Origin of the sequence: Azospirillum sp. TSO22-1 (genome assembly GCF_003116015.1) — a bacterium.
GTDB lineage: Bacteria > Pseudomonadota > Alphaproteobacteria > Azospirillales > Azospirillaceae > Azospirillum.
Window position 1 is genome coordinate 1 of record NZ_LGQZ01000088.1, and the last position, 15,010, is coordinate 15,010.

General features: G+C 66.9%; 14 protein-coding genes. 4 read left to right on the top strand and 10 right to left on the bottom strand.

Going from position 1 to position 15,010, the window contains the following annotated elements:
* Positions 1–371: 371 nt before the first annotated feature.
* The 5 genes from TSO221_RS22855 to TSO221_RS22870 form a co-directional block, all read right to left on the bottom strand.
* Positions 372–2,042, bottom strand: a complete 1,671-nt coding sequence (locus TSO221_RS22855) for a methyl-accepting chemotaxis protein (protein ID WP_158284185.1) — start codon at positions 2,040–2,042, stop codon at positions 372–374.
* Positions 2,043–2,486: 444 nt separating this feature from the next.
* Positions 2,487–2,855 carry a response regulator gene (locus TSO221_RS22860; RefSeq protein WP_109120835.1) on the bottom strand — a complete coding sequence of 123 codons (369 nt, stop codon included), beginning with the start codon at positions 2,853–2,855 and terminating at the stop codon, positions 2,487–2,489.
* 44 nt (positions 2,856–2,899) lie between these two features.
* Positions 2,900–3,109: a hypothetical protein gene (locus tag TSO221_RS35110; RefSeq protein WP_146208882.1), complete on the bottom strand. Its 210-nt coding sequence runs from the start codon at positions 3,107–3,109 to the stop codon at positions 2,900–2,902.
* A gap of 50 nt (positions 3,110–3,159) precedes the next feature.
* Positions 3,160–3,543 carry a response regulator gene (locus TSO221_RS22865; protein WP_158284186.1) on the bottom strand — a complete coding sequence of 128 codons (384 nt, stop codon included), beginning with the start codon at positions 3,541–3,543 and terminating at the stop codon, positions 3,160–3,162.
* 105 nt (positions 3,544–3,648) lie between these two features.
* Complete coding sequence (locus TSO221_RS22870; RefSeq protein WP_158284187.1) at positions 3,649–4,053, bottom strand: response regulator; 405 nt, start codon at positions 4,051–4,053, stop codon at positions 3,649–3,651.
* A gap of 263 nt (positions 4,054–4,316) precedes the next feature.
* Between TSO221_RS22870 and TSO221_RS22875 the strand changes: the two genes are divergently transcribed.
* The gene (locus TSO221_RS22875; RefSeq protein WP_158284188.1) at positions 4,317–6,899 is read left to right on the top strand and encodes an ATP-binding protein; all 2,583 of its coding nucleotides are present in this window, start codon (positions 4,317–4,319) and stop codon (positions 6,897–6,899) included.
* Between the two features lie 17 nt (positions 6,900–6,916).
* Entirely contained in the window at positions 6,917–7,561 is a 645-nt protein-coding gene (locus tag TSO221_RS22880; RefSeq protein ID WP_109120839.1) for a response regulator transcription factor, read from the top strand.
* Between the two features lie 154 nt (positions 7,562–7,715).
* Here the strand turns inward: TSO221_RS22880 and TSO221_RS22885 are convergent, their stop codons facing one another.
* Both TSO221_RS22885 and TSO221_RS22890 read right to left on the bottom strand, forming a co-directional pair.
* Entirely contained in the window at positions 7,716–8,555 is an 840-nt protein-coding gene (locus tag TSO221_RS22885) for an isocitrate lyase/phosphoenolpyruvate mutase family protein (protein WP_109120840.1), read from the bottom strand.
* A gap of 149 nt (positions 8,556–8,704) precedes the next feature.
* Complete coding sequence (locus TSO221_RS22890) at positions 8,705–9,934, bottom strand: amidohydrolase family protein (protein WP_109120841.1); 1,230 nt, start codon at positions 9,932–9,934, stop codon at positions 8,705–8,707.
* Positions 9,935–10,279: 345 nt separating this feature from the next.
* Between TSO221_RS22890 and TSO221_RS22900 the strand changes: the two genes are divergently transcribed.
* Positions 10,280–10,843: an NADPH-dependent FMN reductase gene (locus tag TSO221_RS22900; protein ID WP_109120844.1), complete on the top strand. Its 564-nt coding sequence runs from the start codon at positions 10,280–10,282 to the stop codon at positions 10,841–10,843.
* 191 nt (positions 10,844–11,034) lie between these two features.
* Here TSO221_RS22900 and TSO221_RS22905 read toward each other — a convergent pair whose 3' ends face one another.
* From TSO221_RS22905 to TSO221_RS22915, 3 genes are read right to left on the bottom strand one after another with little or no spacing between them, the layout of a single operon-like run.
* Positions 11,035–12,066 (bottom strand): ABC transporter substrate-binding protein, encoded by a 1,032-nt coding sequence (locus TSO221_RS22905; RefSeq protein ID WP_199229585.1) that lies wholly within the window; start codon positions 12,064–12,066, stop codon positions 11,035–11,037.
* 34 nt (positions 12,067–12,100) lie between these two features.
* On the bottom strand, positions 12,101–12,952 hold the full coding sequence (locus TSO221_RS22910; protein WP_247878195.1) for an ABC transporter permease: 852 nt from the start codon (positions 12,950–12,952) through the stop codon (positions 12,101–12,103).
* On the bottom strand, positions 12,933–13,643 hold the full coding sequence (locus TSO221_RS22915) for an ABC transporter ATP-binding protein (RefSeq protein WP_247878196.1): 711 nt from the start codon (positions 13,641–13,643) through the stop codon (positions 12,933–12,935). The genes TSO221_RS22910 and TSO221_RS22915 overlap by 20 nt, the downstream gene beginning before the upstream one ends.
* Before the next feature lie 808 nt (positions 13,644–14,451).
* Between TSO221_RS22915 and TSO221_RS22920 the strand changes: the two genes are divergently transcribed.
* On the top strand, positions 14,452–15,010 hold a 559-nt coding region (locus tag TSO221_RS22920; protein WP_146208883.1), incomplete at its 3' end, for a pilus assembly protein N-terminal domain-containing protein.

A 15,010-nucleotide genomic window follows, 5' to 3' on the forward strand; every position in this document is an offset into this window, starting at 1 on the left:
TGACGCGGCGGCTGTTGGCAGGGAACCTCTTCCCTGCCGGAGGCCGCCGATGTGGACGCCCGCAGAGGGACGCCCGCAGAGCGCCGGCTGGTTGGCGATTACGGCGCCGGCCAAGCCTCGAGCGATGAGCAGTACCGCCTGATCGAGCCGCTGATCCCGCCGGCCAAGCCGGGCGGGGCACCGATGTCGCCGAGGCCGTGCTCACCCTGGCGGCCATCCGCCTGATGATCCACCGCCTCGTTCCCCCTCCCAACCGCAAGCGGCTGCTCCCGCCAGACTTCTGAAACGGGCTGTCAGAGAACACCGGGATAATGGCGCGGCCGTCTTCAACCGCGCCTTCAGCGATGGAATATTTCTGACGCTTTCAGACGTCAAGCCGCTCGGATGTTGGCAAGGAACGTCTCGACTTCGCGGCGCAGAGCTTCCGCCTGCTGCGAGAGTTCACTCGAGGCGCCGAGCACTTGTGTCGCTGCGGTGCCGGTCTGCGTGGCCGCCTGGTTCACCTGGACCACGTTCGTGCTCACCTCCTCGGTACCCTGCGCCGCCTGCTGGACATTGCGGGTGATCTCGCCGGTGGTGGCGTTCTGCTCCTCGATGGCGGCGGCGATGGTCGAGGCGATCTCGTTGATGCTCATGATCGTCCGGCCAATCTGCTCGATCGCCCCCACCGTGCCCTGAGTGGCGGCCTGCACGGCGGCGATCTGTGTCGAGATCTCTTCAGTGGCCTTGCCGGTCTGGTTGGCCAACGCTTTCACCTCCGAGGCGACCACCGCGAAGCCCTTGCCCGCCTCGCCTGCACGTGCGGCTTCGATAGTGGCGTTCAAGGCCAGGAGGTTGGTCTGGGAAGCGATGTCCTGGATCAGCTTGACCACCTCACCGATCCGATTGGCGGCCTCCGCAAGGCTGCGCACCGAGCCTGTTGTCTCGTCGGCTTGGCGGGCCGCCTTGGAGGCGACCTCGTTGGATGTGGCAACCTGGCGGCTGATCTCCTGGATCGAGGCGGCCATCTCCTCCGTCGCCGAGGCAACCGTCTGCACGTTGGCGGAGGTCTGCTCGGCCGCCGCTGCCGAGGCGGTCGCCTGCCGGTTGGTCTGCCCGGCAAGGGTGGCCATGCTCTCAGCGGTTCGGCTGAGTTCGGTTGAGGCCGACGCTACGGTGCCGAGAACCGCCGTGACTGTGCGGTCGAACGAGGCGATGTAGCCCTCGATCTGCTTCTGCCGCTTCTCCTTGCGGATCTGTTCGGCCCGCTGCTCCTCCTCCATGCGCCGATTGGCGATGGCGGCCTCCTTGAAGACCTGAAGCGAACGGGCGAGCGTGCCGACCTCATCCTGACGCTCCGTCCCGTCAACGGTGATCTCAAGGTTGCCCTTGGCGAGCCGCTCCATCAGGGCGGCGATGCCATTCAACGGGCGAATGACGCGCCCAAGTGTCGTGGCGAGGGCAAAGACGATTGCGCCGACGCCCAGGAGCACGCCAACCCCGAGGATCCAGCGCGAGCGGTCGTAGGTCTCCTGCGACGCGGCGTAGTCGTCCCGGGCGCCGTCGAGTTGCAGGTCGACGAGACGGCCTATGGCCTCGGTGATCGGGTCGATGCCCGGGTAAAGCTCGGCGCTAACAAATTGGTCGAGGCCGGCCTTGTCCTTGCTGCGCAGAAGCGTCTCCAGCTTGTCGATCGTCCCCCGCGCCTGCTCCATGCGCTGCTTCGCCTGCGCAGCGAGACGCTTCTCGTCGCTGTCCATGGCGGTGTCCGTATAGGCAGTCCACCGCTTGCCGACCTCGCCGACCGCCTGCTCGACCGACTGCCTGCCCTGTTCCCAGCCCAGAGCGCCGGCGCGCACTTTGTGGGCCACATCGACGATGTTCACCGCGTACATGTCCGACGCTACCTTCAGGTCGCGCAAGGGCACCACGCGGTCCTTGAAGATGCTGGCGATCTCCGTGTTGGCAATTCGCAGCGCGACCCACCCGGTTGCCGAGATGGCGACGAGGAGCAGGCTGAGCGCCCCGAGGGCGGCCAGAAGGCGGGCTTTGATGGTGGTCATGGCGTTCGTCCTCATGTTCTTGGCAGTAATCGTACCGATTGAGCACATCATATCGTCAGACATTAAAGATTTTAAGGCGCCGTCCGACGATGCTATGGAGGAGATTGACTACATGCTGCGTTTCGTGATCTTGCACATTCTGGGCATAAAGACACCATATATGCCAGATAAAGAGACTGTTTACTTATCATTATGAGACGGATACCGGCAGCATGGAGGCGCATCCATACCAAGGTTGCAATGGCGTCCGTCGGCACGGTACGGGGCGGAAGGACACCGGCGGGCCCGCCGTCGCCTGCCACCCTCCGGATGGCGTTCAGGCCGGCAGGTCATCGGACGCGGCAACGGTGGCATGAACCGACCCGCCCTCTCCGCAGGGCAGCAGGGGGCGGGCTTGGCAGCGCCAGGCCACTCCACCCCCTCGCTGACCCAATTCACGTGCTCCTAGGCGGTGCGGAGATGGGCGGCGACGAGCGCCAGCAGGTGCTCGGGCTGAACCGGCTTCGCGATCCAGGCGGTCGCGCCGGCCTCCATGGCCTCGGCGCGAGCGTCTCCGTATGCCGCGGACAGGACCAGGATCGGCAGCGGCCGGTGTGCGGGCGACCGGCGCAACGCCCGGATGAAGGCCAGACCGTCCATCCCAGGCATGTTCAGGTCGGTGATGACCAGGTCGGCCGTTTCGCCCTGCAGACGCTTCAGGCCCTCCCCGCCGTCGGCGGCTTCGAGCACGCGGTAGCCATTGCCAGCGAGGAACAGCGCGAGCATCCGCAGCAAACTGGTTTCATCGTCGACGCACAGGATCGTCTTGGGCACCGTCGTCCTTCCCTCTCCAATCTCAACCCGCAGGCGTTGCGGCGTCAGGCGAACGTCCCGACATGGGCCGCAGCAATCCTTCCCCAAAGTTTGGGGCGCGGCAGGATCGGCGTCGTCTTCCCGACCTTTTCAGCGCACTCGTAATGCCACGTACGGTCTTCGAGATCGCCGCACCAGCGGGCCTGACCGGAAACGACCGGTTGCCCGCAATGGCAGCAGACATGGCGGCGTTGGCTCCGGAACAGGCTGCTCATGGCACGATACTCCTCTGCTGGGGCCGGCACGGCCGGTTCGACACGGACCGTTAGCGCCTTTCGCCGAGAACCTGGTCGAGGGCGCTCAGGAGTTCCACCTCCCGGAACGGCTTCGCGACGACCGCGGCCACTTCCCAGCCGGTCGGCGCCTCCACCGCCCGCGCGAAGCCCTCGACGACCCCGACGACCGGGATAGCGTGCTTGTTCTCGCGGATAACCTCGCGCAATTCCCCGGATTTTCCCTGCGACATCAGCAGATCGACAATGATAACATCGAACCGCATGAGATCGAGCAAGGCGAGGCACTGCACTCCATTTTCCGCTACGGCCACAAAATACCCGGATCGCTCGAGCATTGACTGGATCATCGCGCGATAGAGCGGATCATCGTCCAAGATCAGCGCGCAGACCATTGCGCTTTCCTTTTGCTGCATCCTTCCGTCTTGGAAGACAGAGTACGCCGGAACGCACGGAGAATGAGGACGGCAGAGGTTGTTCGCGGGCCGGCAGGCGGCGGACACCGGCGGTACAGCGGGCATCTATACGAAGGGCGTATCGGTGCCGTTCTGGAAGGGCACGGCCTTGAGGACGCCCTCGACCGCCGCCAGCAGTTCTGCAATGGAGAACGGCTTGGTGAGCACGGCACGGGCGCCCAGCAACGTCGCGTCGCGCGTGAAGGGGCGGTGGCCCCCGTTGACGCCGCCGGTCATCGCGATCACCGGCACTGGGGTGTCGTCGGCGCTCATCTTCCGGATCAGCTCGATGCCGTCGGTGTGTGGCATGAACAGGTCGGTCAGCACCAGGTCGACCTTCTCGGTGCGCCGGCGCGCCAAGCCTTCCTCACCGTCGGACACGGTGGTCACCTGGTTTCCCGTCCGCTCCAGAGCGGACTCCAGCATCTCCCGGTGCAGGTCGTCGTCTTTGATGATGAGAATGTGAGCCATGTGCCGGCCTCCCATACAGGTCGCGTGGTGAGGTCAGCCATTGTGTCCCCCTGCACCTCAGCTGCGGCAGGAAGAGGTGGAGGTCGACCCGGCAGACGATGCTCACTACCCGCATAGGGCCCTTATAGCCAAAGGGTGTGCAGCGATCGGCGCAAGGGAGCGCGACAGGCGTATACGCTTGATGCATGATGAGGGACACGGCTGGAAGGGAACACGGTGTGGCCTTCCGACATGGCACCGCAGTGAAGGTGTTCGGATCGACGGTGGCGCTGCTCGGCGCCCTGTGGGGCTTGGTGGCCGTGTGGGCGCAGTCCGAGCGCAGCGAAGTTATGAACAGCAACGCGCAGATCCTGGCCCAGCTGAACTCGGCCATCGCCGAGCAGACAAACGGCCTGCTGAAGCTGGCGGAGGTCGCGCTGACCACGGCGAACGCCTATTGGCAGGCCAACCCGCATCAGGACGTCCAGGCGTCGCCGGCTATGCTCGCCTTGGCTGAGGAACTGCGGCATACCAGCGACGGGCTGCTGGACTTGGTGATCGTCCGGGCGGACGGCGAGATCGACTCCATCCCGCCGCGGGCCGATCTGCGGGCAGCGAACGCAGCCGAACGCGACTACTTCGCAGCGCAGACGGCGGGCAGCCCCACCGGGTTGTTCTTAGGCCGTCCGGTGCTCGGAGGGAGGAGCGGCGAATGGCGGCTGACGCTCACCATGGTGCCCGGCCGGTTGCAGGACGGCTCCTTCCTGATCGCGCCCCTTAACCTCCAGCGCTTAGCCGAGCTTCGCGATCTGGAGCGCATGAAGCCGAACGGCGCGGTGACCATCACGCGGACGGACGGCGCCGTGCTTGCCCGCGCGCCCTTCGACGAGCGCATCATCCGCATGTCCTTCGCGACGACCCCAATCTTCAATGACATCTGGCTGAAGAATACCCGGACCGTCTACCTGTCCCCGGCGGCGGTCACCGACCAGAAGCCGCGTCTGATCAGCGTGATCCGGCTGAAGGACTACGACGTGTTCGTGGCGATCAGCGCCCCCGTCGGCGACCTGCTGGCGCCCTGGCGGAGCCGCGTGGCCGAGGTATCGATCGCGTCGGCGCTGATCTCGCTTCTGGCCATCGCCACCGCGTTCTACCTGATGCGGAGCCTGGAGCGCTCGGCCGAGAGCCGTCGCCGCTTCGTCGACATCGCGGAAACCGCCTCCGATCTCGTGTGGGAGGTCGACACCGCGATGCGTTTCCGCTTCATCTCCAACCGCTACCGTCAGGTGCTGGGCCTCGAGGAGGAGCAGATCCTTGGCTTCACCCCGGAGGAACTCGGCTGGCAGGCGCTGGACGCCGAGGTGGAAGCCCGGCTGGTCTCCGCCCTCAAGGCGCGCGCGCCCATCACCGAGGTGCCGCTCGTGCAGCATCGGCCGGGCGCACCGGAGAAGATCGCCGCCATCTCGGGCCGGGCTTACTTCCGCAACGGCAAGTTCTGCGGCTACCGCGGCATCATGACCGACATCACCGAACGCGTCCGCCAGGAGAAGGAGCGTCAATTGCGGGCGGAGCGGGAAGCGCAGACCAGCAAGCTGGAGGTGCTCGGTCAGCTCGCCGGCGGCATCGCCCACGACTTCAATAACCTGCTGGGTGCCATCCTCGGCTTCGGCCAGTTCCTCGTCCAGGACTCGCCGCCGGGCAGCCCGCAGCGCCGCTACGCCGAGCGCGTGGTCATGGCCGGCGAGCGTGGGCGCGGGCTGGTCCAGCAGATCCTCGCCTTCTCGCGGCGCACGCCGGGAGCGCCGGCTGCTGTCCTGGTCGGCGAGGTCGTGCGCGAGACAGTCGAGCTGTTGAAGCCGACCATTCCCTCGACCACCGTCCTAACGGTCGAGCACGATGGCAACGGCGTGTTCGTCATCGCCGACCGCAGTCAGCTCGGCCAAATCCTGGTCAATCTCTGCATCAACGCCAGCGACGCGCTGGATGGGCAGCCAGGCGAAGTCCGCGTCACCATCGACGCCGCCGACGCTGGTCGGCCGGTTCTGAAGCGCCTGCCGGTCGGCGTCACCAAGCCGACGCCAACCGCACCGCTGACCTGGACGGATGAAGAGGGTTTCGACTGGGTGGGGACTGGCGGCCTGACATCGCGCGACAACGTTTCCATTACCGTCACGGACACCGGCGCCGGTATTCCGCGCGAGCACCTCGGCCAGCTGTTCGACCTGTTCTTCACCACCAAGCTGAACGGTGGCGGCACCGGGCTCGGCCTTGCCGTGGTGCACCGCGTGGTCACTGAGCACGGCGGCGCCATTCTGGTGCGCACGAAGGCGGGCGTCGGCACGGTCTTCGAGGTGATCCTGCCGCGCGCCGCAGCGGGCATACCGGACCGCCCGCCGGCCGACGCGGTATCCGAAACACCGCGCCACCGCGCCGCCACCGTCCTGGTGGTCGATGACGACGAGGACTTCTGCGCCATGATGCAGACGGCGCTGGAGCGGCTCGGCCATGAGGTCGTCTCGGCCGGCGACCCCGCCGAAGCGCTCGCAGCCATCACGGAGGACCCGTCGCTGTGGGGCCTGGTGGTGACCGACCAGACCATGCCGGGCATGAAGGGCACCGACCTCGTGCGGCGGATCAAGGCGACCGCCCCGGCGGTCCGCTGCATCATCTGCACCGGCTACAGCTCGTCGCTGAACGAGACCGAAGCCCTTGCCGCGGGCGCCGACGCCTTCCGTACCAAGCCCCTCGACCTCGACGACTTCGCGGCGCAGGTGGATCGGGTGTTGACGCCCGAACGTCCTGCGCCTTGCGCGGGCGTGTTGATCGCGGGTGCCGTCCACGGCAGACTGGACAGTGATGGTCCGTGAGCGGGGGGAACGGTCGCATGCGCGCACTGATTGTGGACGATCATCCGTTGTACCTCGACGCCGCCCGCTCGCATCTGGAGCGCACCTTCCCCGGCGCGGAGATCGTCGAGGCGCGGACCTTCGAGGCCGCGCTGGAACAGGCGCGGACCGGCGGCCCGTTCGACCTCGTCCTGCTCGACTTTTGGATGCCAGGCGCTGGCGGCGGCGCCAGCGTGGCCCGGATGGTCGCCGCGGCGGCCGGCGCGTCCGTCGCCGTCATGTCGGGCGGCGCCACACCGGCCGATGTCGGCGCCTGCATCGCGGCTGGCGCCAAGGGCTTCCTGCCGAAGACGTTGGACGCCCCGATGTTCGCCGCGGCAGTCAACATGATCCTGATCGGCGGCACCTATGTTCCGGCGGAGTTCGCCGGCCCCGCCGCCCCGCCGGCGGGCGCCGCGACGGCCGCCGACGGCCGCGAGCTGTCGGCCCGCGAGACCGAGGTGCTGGAGATGATCGTCGCTGGCGCCTCCAACAAGGAGATCGCACGCAAGCTGGAGATCCAGGAGGTCACGGTCAAGCTGCACGCCAACCGTATCTTCAATAAGCTGGGTGTGCGGAACCGCGCCCAGGCCGCGGTGAAGGCACTCGATGAGAAATTGGTGGAGCGGCGCGCTCTCAACTGAATTTTCCGCACGGCGTCCGAGTCGCGCCCCTGACGATAAGAGCACCTAACGAAACCCTGTTTGGGCTGTTGAGAGGGGCATGGCAGCCCCGTTTTGCCACACGAGACTTGTCCGCTGCCAATCGAGAGCCGGCGGATCGCCTGTGATCTGCCGTTCAGGACGTTCGCCGGCCGTGCGTCCGGAAGAACCCATTGAGCGCGTCAAACGGTTCGGCCTCGCCAAGGGCGTCGAAGCGTCCCTGCCCGGCCAGCATCCGCGCCGCCCGCAGGAAGCCGCCCCACGCGGCGCGGTTGAGCGCGCTGCCCAGGCTGATGCGCCGTACGCCCAGCTCGGCGAGTTGCTCCACCGACAGGCCGATCGGCGAGGAGACCAACAGGTTGAGTGGCTTCGGTCGCACGGCATCGACCGCCGCCTTTATGACGTCCGGGCTCCGCAGGCCCGGCGCGTAGAGGACGTCCGCGCCCGCCGCGGCGTACGCCGGCAGCCGGCGCAATGCCTCGTCGACCGCCGCCGGGTGGTTCACCAGCACGGCCTCGCACCGGGCGGTCAGGAGAACACCGGTCCCGCGCAACGCCTCCACCGCGGCGGCCACGCGTTCGACCGCGTGATCGAACTCATAGAGTGGCTTCGACGGGTCGCCCGTGGCGTCCTCCACCGACAGGCCGGCCACGCCGGTGTCGGCGCAGAGCCGCACGTTGTGGGCTAGCCCCTCGCAATCATGAGCATAGCCGGATTCGAAGTCGGCGTTCACCGGCAGATCGGTTGCCTCAACGATGTCGGCGATGTGGTCCAGCATGTCCGCGCACGACACCGCCCACTCGGCGTCAGGAAGCCCTCGCGAGAAGGCATACCCCGCCGAGGTGGAGGCCAACGCGCGGAATCCGAGATGCTTCAGCGTCAGAGCACTTCCGACATCCCACGGGTTGGGAATAACGAAGCAGCCGTCCCGGTGGAGATCGGCAAAGGCAGCGCGGGCTTGGCGGTAATCGGCCATTACGGTCTCCCCTTTGAAGCGACAGCACAGTCTCCGCGGGCTAACCGCCACAAGGTACGCCTCCGCTCCAGCATCGTCCAATAACGAGACTCCAGCTTTGGCTGGCCCCATTTCACCACAGTACTCACGGCCGCTCTTGACCCTTTAAGTCAGAACAGATTTTTAAAGATCCGGCCATCCTTCATCACCAGCTTCAGCGCGCTCTCCGGGCGCTGGAGCACGCCGAGGTCATCCAGCGGATTGCCGTCGACCACGATCAGGTCGGCGCGCGCACCGGGGGTCACGACGCCGATCTCCCCTTCCATGCCGAACAGCCGCGCCGCGTCCACAGTGGCGCTGCGGATCACGTCAGCGGCTGCCTGCACCTCGCCACGGATGGCGAATTCGCGCAACTGGTGCTGGTGCATGGACCCCAGGAGGTCGCTGCCATAGACCAGCGGCACGCCGCCGTGGTGCGCCAACTCCAGCGCCCGCTGCCCGGCGTCGAGCACCTCAAACACCTTGCCGTGAATATCCGCCGGCAGCCCGGCCTGCAGCCCCTCGCGGGCCAGCGCGTCGTAGGTGGCCAGCGTCGGCACCAGGAACGTGCCGCGCTCCTTCATCAGCGCGACGGTCTCCGCGTCGATGAGGTTGCCGTGCTCGATGGAACGCACACCGCAGCGCACCGCCCGCGTGATGGCGCGCGGCGTGTAGGCGTGCGCCATCACGTAAATCCCCGCGGCCTCCGCTTCCTCGACAGCGGCGGTGATCTCATCGAGGGAGAACTGGGTGTTGGTGATGCGGTCGGTCGGCGAGGCGACACCGCCCGACACCATCAGCTTGATCTGAGTGGCGCCCTTGCGGATCTCGTCCCGGCAGGCGCGGCGTACCGCATCGACTCCATCACAGATCCGCCCCAGGCCTGAACAGCAAAAGCAGCCCTCGAAGCTGTTCTGTCCCCGCGCGCGCATGTCGGCGTGGCCGCCGGTCTGCGACAGCGCATGCCCGCAGAACAGGATACGCGGGCCCTCCAGGTATCCCTCCTCCACAGCCTGGGCGATTCCGAAGTCACAGCCGCCGGCGTCGCGCACCGTGGTGAAGCCGCGCAGCAGCATGCCGCGCAGGATGTCGCCGGCCCGCGCCGCAACATAGGTCGGCGACCAGCGCTCCAGCGCGGCGAAGTCTGGCGTCGCCGCCGTTACATGGACGTGGCCGTCGCACAGGCCGGGCATCAGCACCGCGCCGCGCAAATCGATGGTTCTAGCCGCGCTGCCGGGCAGGCGGCCGTCCAGAACCTCGACGATGCGACCGGCACGGACCAGCACATGGTGGTCCGGCAGCAGCGCGCCGGCGGCAGCATCAAGGACGGTGGCGTTGGCGAGAAGGATGTCGTCGGTCATGAGCGGCCTCGTGTGGTCTCCTTGTACCATCACGTTCGCAGCCGGAATGCCGGAATCTGCGGCGCCCCCTTCACTCTTCTCCTGCCGGTGAAATATGTCGGGGGCCGAGTACCCGGAACAGTGTCCGGCGAGACACCTTGTACCGGGCGGCGATGTCCTCCACCGAGATGGAGGGATCGGCCCAGAGCGTGCGCGCCGTGTCCAGCCGAACGCCGGTCGGCGCCGGCTTGCGTCCTCCTGGTCGGCCAGGTGCGCGAGCGGCTGCAAGGCCGGGCCGCCTTTGAAGACCGCCCCGAGGCGGCCATATTGCCAACAGCGGCTGATCGCATGACCATGGGGGCGCGGATGACCACACTGATCGGATTGTCGGGCAGTCTCCGTCAGGGCTCGCTCAACACCGCCTTGTTGAAGGCCGCCGCCGCGGCGATGCCGGACGGAGCGACGCTGACCATCGGCAGCATCCGCGGCATCCCGCTCTATGATGGTGACCTCGAGGCCGCCGACGGCATCCCGAAGCCCGTGGAGGAGCTAAAAGACGCCATCGCGGCCGCCGACGGCCTGCTGCTCGTCACGCCGGAGTACAACAACTCGATCCCCGGCGTGTTCAAGAACGCGATCGACTGGCTGTCCCGCCCGCCGGCCGACATCCCCCGGGTCTTCGGCGGGAAGCCGGTCGCGCTGATGGGGGCCTCGCCCGGCGGCTTCGGCACCATCCTCAGCCAGAACGCTTGGCTGCCGGTCCTGCGCACGCTCGGCGCCGAACTGTGGAGCGAAGGTCGCCTGTTGGTCTCGCGGGCTCATACGATCGTCGGCGAGGACGGCGCAATATCGGACCCGAAGATCGCGGAGCAGTTGCGCTCGTTCCTGCGGGGCTTCACCGTTTTCGCCCAAACGTCGCGGGGCAAATAGCCGCGCTCTTGAGAGACGTGACCAAGGGGCACGGATTGCTTCTTCTCCGACACCGCAGGGGTGAGCGCGGCCGCGCCCTTTCACACCCTGGCGGATCTAGCGCGGCGTTCCCGGAGCGCGCGATACATCGTCGTGCGTTCCTTCTAGGAAGCCCTTGATGCCCACCGGCTTGCCAGCCGAAAGCGCGTCCCTCACGGGAGTCTCCTGGCCGCCTCCTCCGCGAAGCGGTTGGTGTAGGTCCTGGAGAGGTCGATGGCGGATTTGCCGATCTTCTCGTCGTACACGGACAGGACCGCCAGCGGCGTCTTCAGGGTGTCCGGGTCGAACAGCCCGCTCTGCGAGAACATCGGCTTCGACGCCGTGACGATGTCGAGGTTGAGGGTGCGGTCGTCCACCTTGGAGGCGGCCGGCAGGGCGTCGACGATGCGCTCCGGCGATTCCGCGGCGAGCCAGCGCAGGGTGCGCAGGAAGGCGTTCGCCAGACGCTGAATGGTCTCCGGGTTCTTCTCCAGGAAAGCCCTGGTCACGTAGAGGCAGGCCGTCGGATAGGCGCCGCCGAACGCGGCCCTGGATCCGTCTTCGTTGCGCGTGTCGAACAGCGGCTTGCCGGTGCCCTTCCGGTCGAGCACCGTGGCGATGGGATCGAAGGTGATGAGCGCGTCCACGGTCCTGCTCTCCAACGCCACCATGCCCGGCGCGCCGGTGCCGACCGCGAGGATGCTGACGTCGCGCGGCGTCAGGCCGTTGCGGCGCAGGTAGTAGCGCAGCACCATGTCGCTGGACGAGCCCGGCGTCGTGATGCCGATCTTCATCCCTTTCAGGTCCCTGCCCTCCTTGACCTTGTCGGCAAGGTCGGCGCGCACGTCGAAGACGATGCCCGGCGTGTCGGTGAGCAGGAACACGCCGACGATCTCCTTTCCCTGCGCCTGGATCTGGATCGTGTGGTCGTAGAAGCCGACCACCGCGTCCACCGAGCCGCCGATCAGCGCCTGCAGCGCCTTGCTGCCGCCGGCCTGGAAGTTCTCCACCGTGACGGTCAGCCCCTCCTGCTTGAAATGGCCCAGGCTCTGGGCCAGCGGCAGCGGCGCGTAGTTGAGGATGGACGAGCCGACGCCGATGGACACGGCGGCCTTTTCCGGTTCGGCCGCCAGCGCCGGCGCCACCGCGAGCAGCACGGCGACGGCCAAGCGGCTGCCCAGGGTTCCGAGCATGGTTCCGAGCATGGGCATCTCCTTCAGAATGGTGGCGCCGCCGGTATCACGCGTCCGGTTCGCCGGCCGGCATCGGGCGCCAGACCAGCAGGCGGGATTCCAGACTGTCCACGAGCCTGTCCAGGGTGACCACGAAGGTCGACAGCAGGACCAGCCCGGCGAACACGCCGGTCGCGTCCATCACGCCTTCGGCCTGGGCGATGATGTGCCCGAGCCCGGCGGACGAGCCGAGGTACTCGGCCACCACCGCCCCCATCACCGCCATGCCCACCGAGACGCGCAGGCTCGACACGATCCAGCTCGCGGCCGACGGCAGGTAGACGTGGCGCAGCAGGGCGAGCCGGCTGGCCTTGAGAAGGCGGGCGTTGGCGAGCACGACGGGGTTCACCTCGCGCACGCCCTGCAGCGTGTTGAAGAAGGCGATGAACAGCACGATGGTCACGCCGAGCGCCACCTTCGACGCCAGTCCCAGGCCGAACCACAGCACGAAGATCGGCCCCAGCAGGATACGCGGGATCGCGTTGAAGACCTTCACGAAGGGCTGCAGGACATCGGCCGCGAACGCGGACAGGCCGAGCCAGATGCCGAGCGCCGTGCCGGCGACGATGCCGATGGCGAAGGACAGCACCGTCTCCAGCAGCGTGATGCCGATGTCGCCCCAGATCTCGCTGGTCGAGAACCACTCCGCCAGGCGCTCGACGATGGCCGTAGGCAATGGGAAGAAGAACGGGTCGATCCACGCCAGCCGGCCGGCCACCTCCCACGACACGAGGAAGACGGCGACGATGCCGACCTGCGTCGCGCGGACCTTTCCCTTCCGGCTCCACGACGCCCGCGGAGCACCGGCGGACGCCTCGGGAGCGATCATGCCCATCGGGCTAGTGTCGGGCTGCGGCATAGCTCTTCTCCACCTCGGCGCCGAGCAGTCCCCAGACTTCGCGGTACAGGTGCAGGAATTCGTCGGTGGTCGCCAGCGCGCTCACGTTTCGTGGCCGCGGCAAGGGGATTGGCACCTCGCCGATGATCCGGCTGCCCGGACCGGCCGACATCACCACCACGCGGTCGGCCAGCGTGATCGCCTCCTCCAGATCGTGGGTGATGAAGATCAGCGAGCGCCGCTCCTCCTGCCAGAGATCCAGCAGGATCCGGTGCATGAGACGGCGGGTGTGCACGTCGAGCGCCGAGAAGGGCTCGTCCATGAGCACGATCTTCGGCCCCATGATCAGGGTCTGGGCCATGGCGACGCGCTTGCGCTGGCCGCCGGAGAGCTGGTGCGGATAGCGGGACTCGAAGCCCTCCAGCCCGACCTTCCTGAGCCAGGGCAGGGCGCGTTCGCGCGCCTGTGCGACCGGCATCCCCTGGAAGATCAGCCCCAGGCCGACGTTGTCGAGCGCCGTCTTCCAGGGAAGGAGGGCGTCTTGCTGGAGCATGTAGCCGGAATCGTCGTTCAGTCCGGTCAGCGGCTTGCCGAAGATCGCCACCGTGCCGGCGGCGGGGCGCTGCAGACCGGTGATGATGTTGAGGAGCGTCGACTTCCCACAGCCCGTAGGACCGACGACGGCCAGGAGCTCACCTGACCTGACGTGCAAATCAACCCAGGACACAGCCGTAAAGCGGCCGAACCGGACCGCCACGCCGCTCAATGTGACTGATAGAACGGACGGACCATCCATCCGCACTCTCCTAATCTGAATATCATACCACTATAGCGATAGAAACACATCGGTTCTCGCTCTGTCAAATGGATCGAACGATTAGATTGCTCAAAACAAAGGTTGTATTATCTTCAATTTCCAAATATTCCGGCCGAGCGCTGAGCAACGGCCCCATGCCACCGGCTCCCGTACAGGTGCGCGTCCGTAATGCCCGCGTTCTTTCCGATCGGGCGCGATGCTGGCGCCGGCACGCGCCGGACACGGCTGGTGTCACCGCGACGGCCCCCAGGTGCCGCCCTTGACCGTCCGCCCGGGGGGCGTCATTGCGCCAGTCCGCTGGACGCTGGAAGCAGCTGCGGACCTCGCGGATGCGTGGGGCCGCCGGCATAATGTTGTCTGTCGGCGCTTCACCCTTTTTTGTGCCCAGGATTGCAAAGGTCAGTCTTATTGTGGGAACGTCGAGATCAGGTCAGTCACATCGTGGAATCCGGGTCATACGGATTTACAGAGATTGTTCCTTCTCAATAGATTATCCTCAATAGATTATCCGAGTCAGTCTTACTGTGGCCCGACATCGCCGGCTGGGGCGCGTCCGCTGCAAGCAGATCCTCAACGGTCCGGCTCGGGCCCTGCCGAAAGTCTGCAAGGAGAACCGTCTCGGAAGTGGTAGACATTACCGAGGCCATCGGGCGCTTTCAGGAGTGTCCCGTCGAATCCGCTCCTTTCCGGCGATGGGCTCCCTATGCGCGCTCTGTTGTCCAGCCTTGTCATCGCGTTTTCAGCGTGGATGTCGGTCACCGTGGCGGCGGCCCAGGACACCTCCGTGCTCCAGATCGAGCAGAGCAAGGGGCAGATGGTGAAGCTGCCGCGCCCCGCGTCGGCCGTCTTCATCGCCAATCCCGACATCGCCGACCTGCAGGTGATGTCGGACACCATGATCTACATCTTCGGGAAGAAGCCGGGCGAAACGTCGCTGCTTGCCGCCGGCGGCGGTGAGCAGGTCCTTCTCAACCGCCGCGTCGTCGTCACCCAGAACCTCAGCGGGCTGGAGCGCGCGCTGCGCGAGCGTCTCCCCGACCGGGCGGTCCGCGTCACCTCGGCGGACGGCGCTCTGGTGCTGTCCGGCAGCGTCGCCAGCGCGGCCGAGGCGGAGGACGCCCGCCGCCTTGCCCAGCGCTACGCCGGCGGCGAGAACAGCGAGGTGCTGAACCGCCTGGCCGTCACCGGCGGCACCCAGGTGATGCTGCGGGTGCGCGTGTCGGAGGTCGCCCGCACCATCCGCGAGGACCTCGGCTTCAACT

Bases quoted from the DNA above. Each gene is read 5' to 3' on its own strand.
- TSO221_RS22910 (WP_247878195.1), bottom strand. From the start codon at position 12,952: ATGCCGCAGCCCGACACTAGCCCGATGGGCATGATCGCTCCCGAGGCG.
- TSO221_RS22890 (WP_109120841.1), bottom strand. From the start codon at position 9,934: ATGACCGACGACATCCTTCTCGCCAACGCCACCGTCCTTGATGCTGCC.
- TSO221_RS22885 (WP_109120840.1), bottom strand. From the start codon at position 8,555: ATGGCCGATTACCGCCAAGCCCGCGCTGCCTTTGCCGATCTCCACCGG.
- TSO221_RS22865 (WP_158284186.1), bottom strand. From the start codon at position 3,543: ATGCAGCAAAAGGAAAGCGCAATGGTCTGCGCGCTGATCTTGGACGAT.
- TSO221_RS35110 (WP_146208882.1), bottom strand. From the start codon at position 3,109: ATGAGCAGCCTGTTCCGGAGCCAACGCCGCCATGTCTGCTGCCATTGC.
- TSO221_RS22900 (WP_109120844.1), top strand. From the start codon at position 10,280: ATGACCACACTGATCGGATTGTCGGGCAGTCTCCGTCAGGGCTCGCTC.
- TSO221_RS22905 (WP_199229585.1), bottom strand. From the start codon at position 12,066: ATGCTCGGAACCATGCTCGGAACCCTGGGCAGCCGCTTGGCCGTCGCC.
- TSO221_RS22870 (WP_158284187.1), bottom strand. From the start codon at position 4,053: ATGGCTCACATTCTCATCATCAAAGACGACGACCTGCACCGGGAGATG.
- TSO221_RS22855 (WP_158284185.1), bottom strand. From the start codon at position 2,042: ATGACCACCATCAAAGCCCGCCTTCTGGCCGCCCTCGGGGCGCTCAGC.
- TSO221_RS22880 (WP_109120839.1), top strand. From the start codon at position 6,917: ATGCGCGCACTGATTGTGGACGATCATCCGTTGTACCTCGACGCCGCC.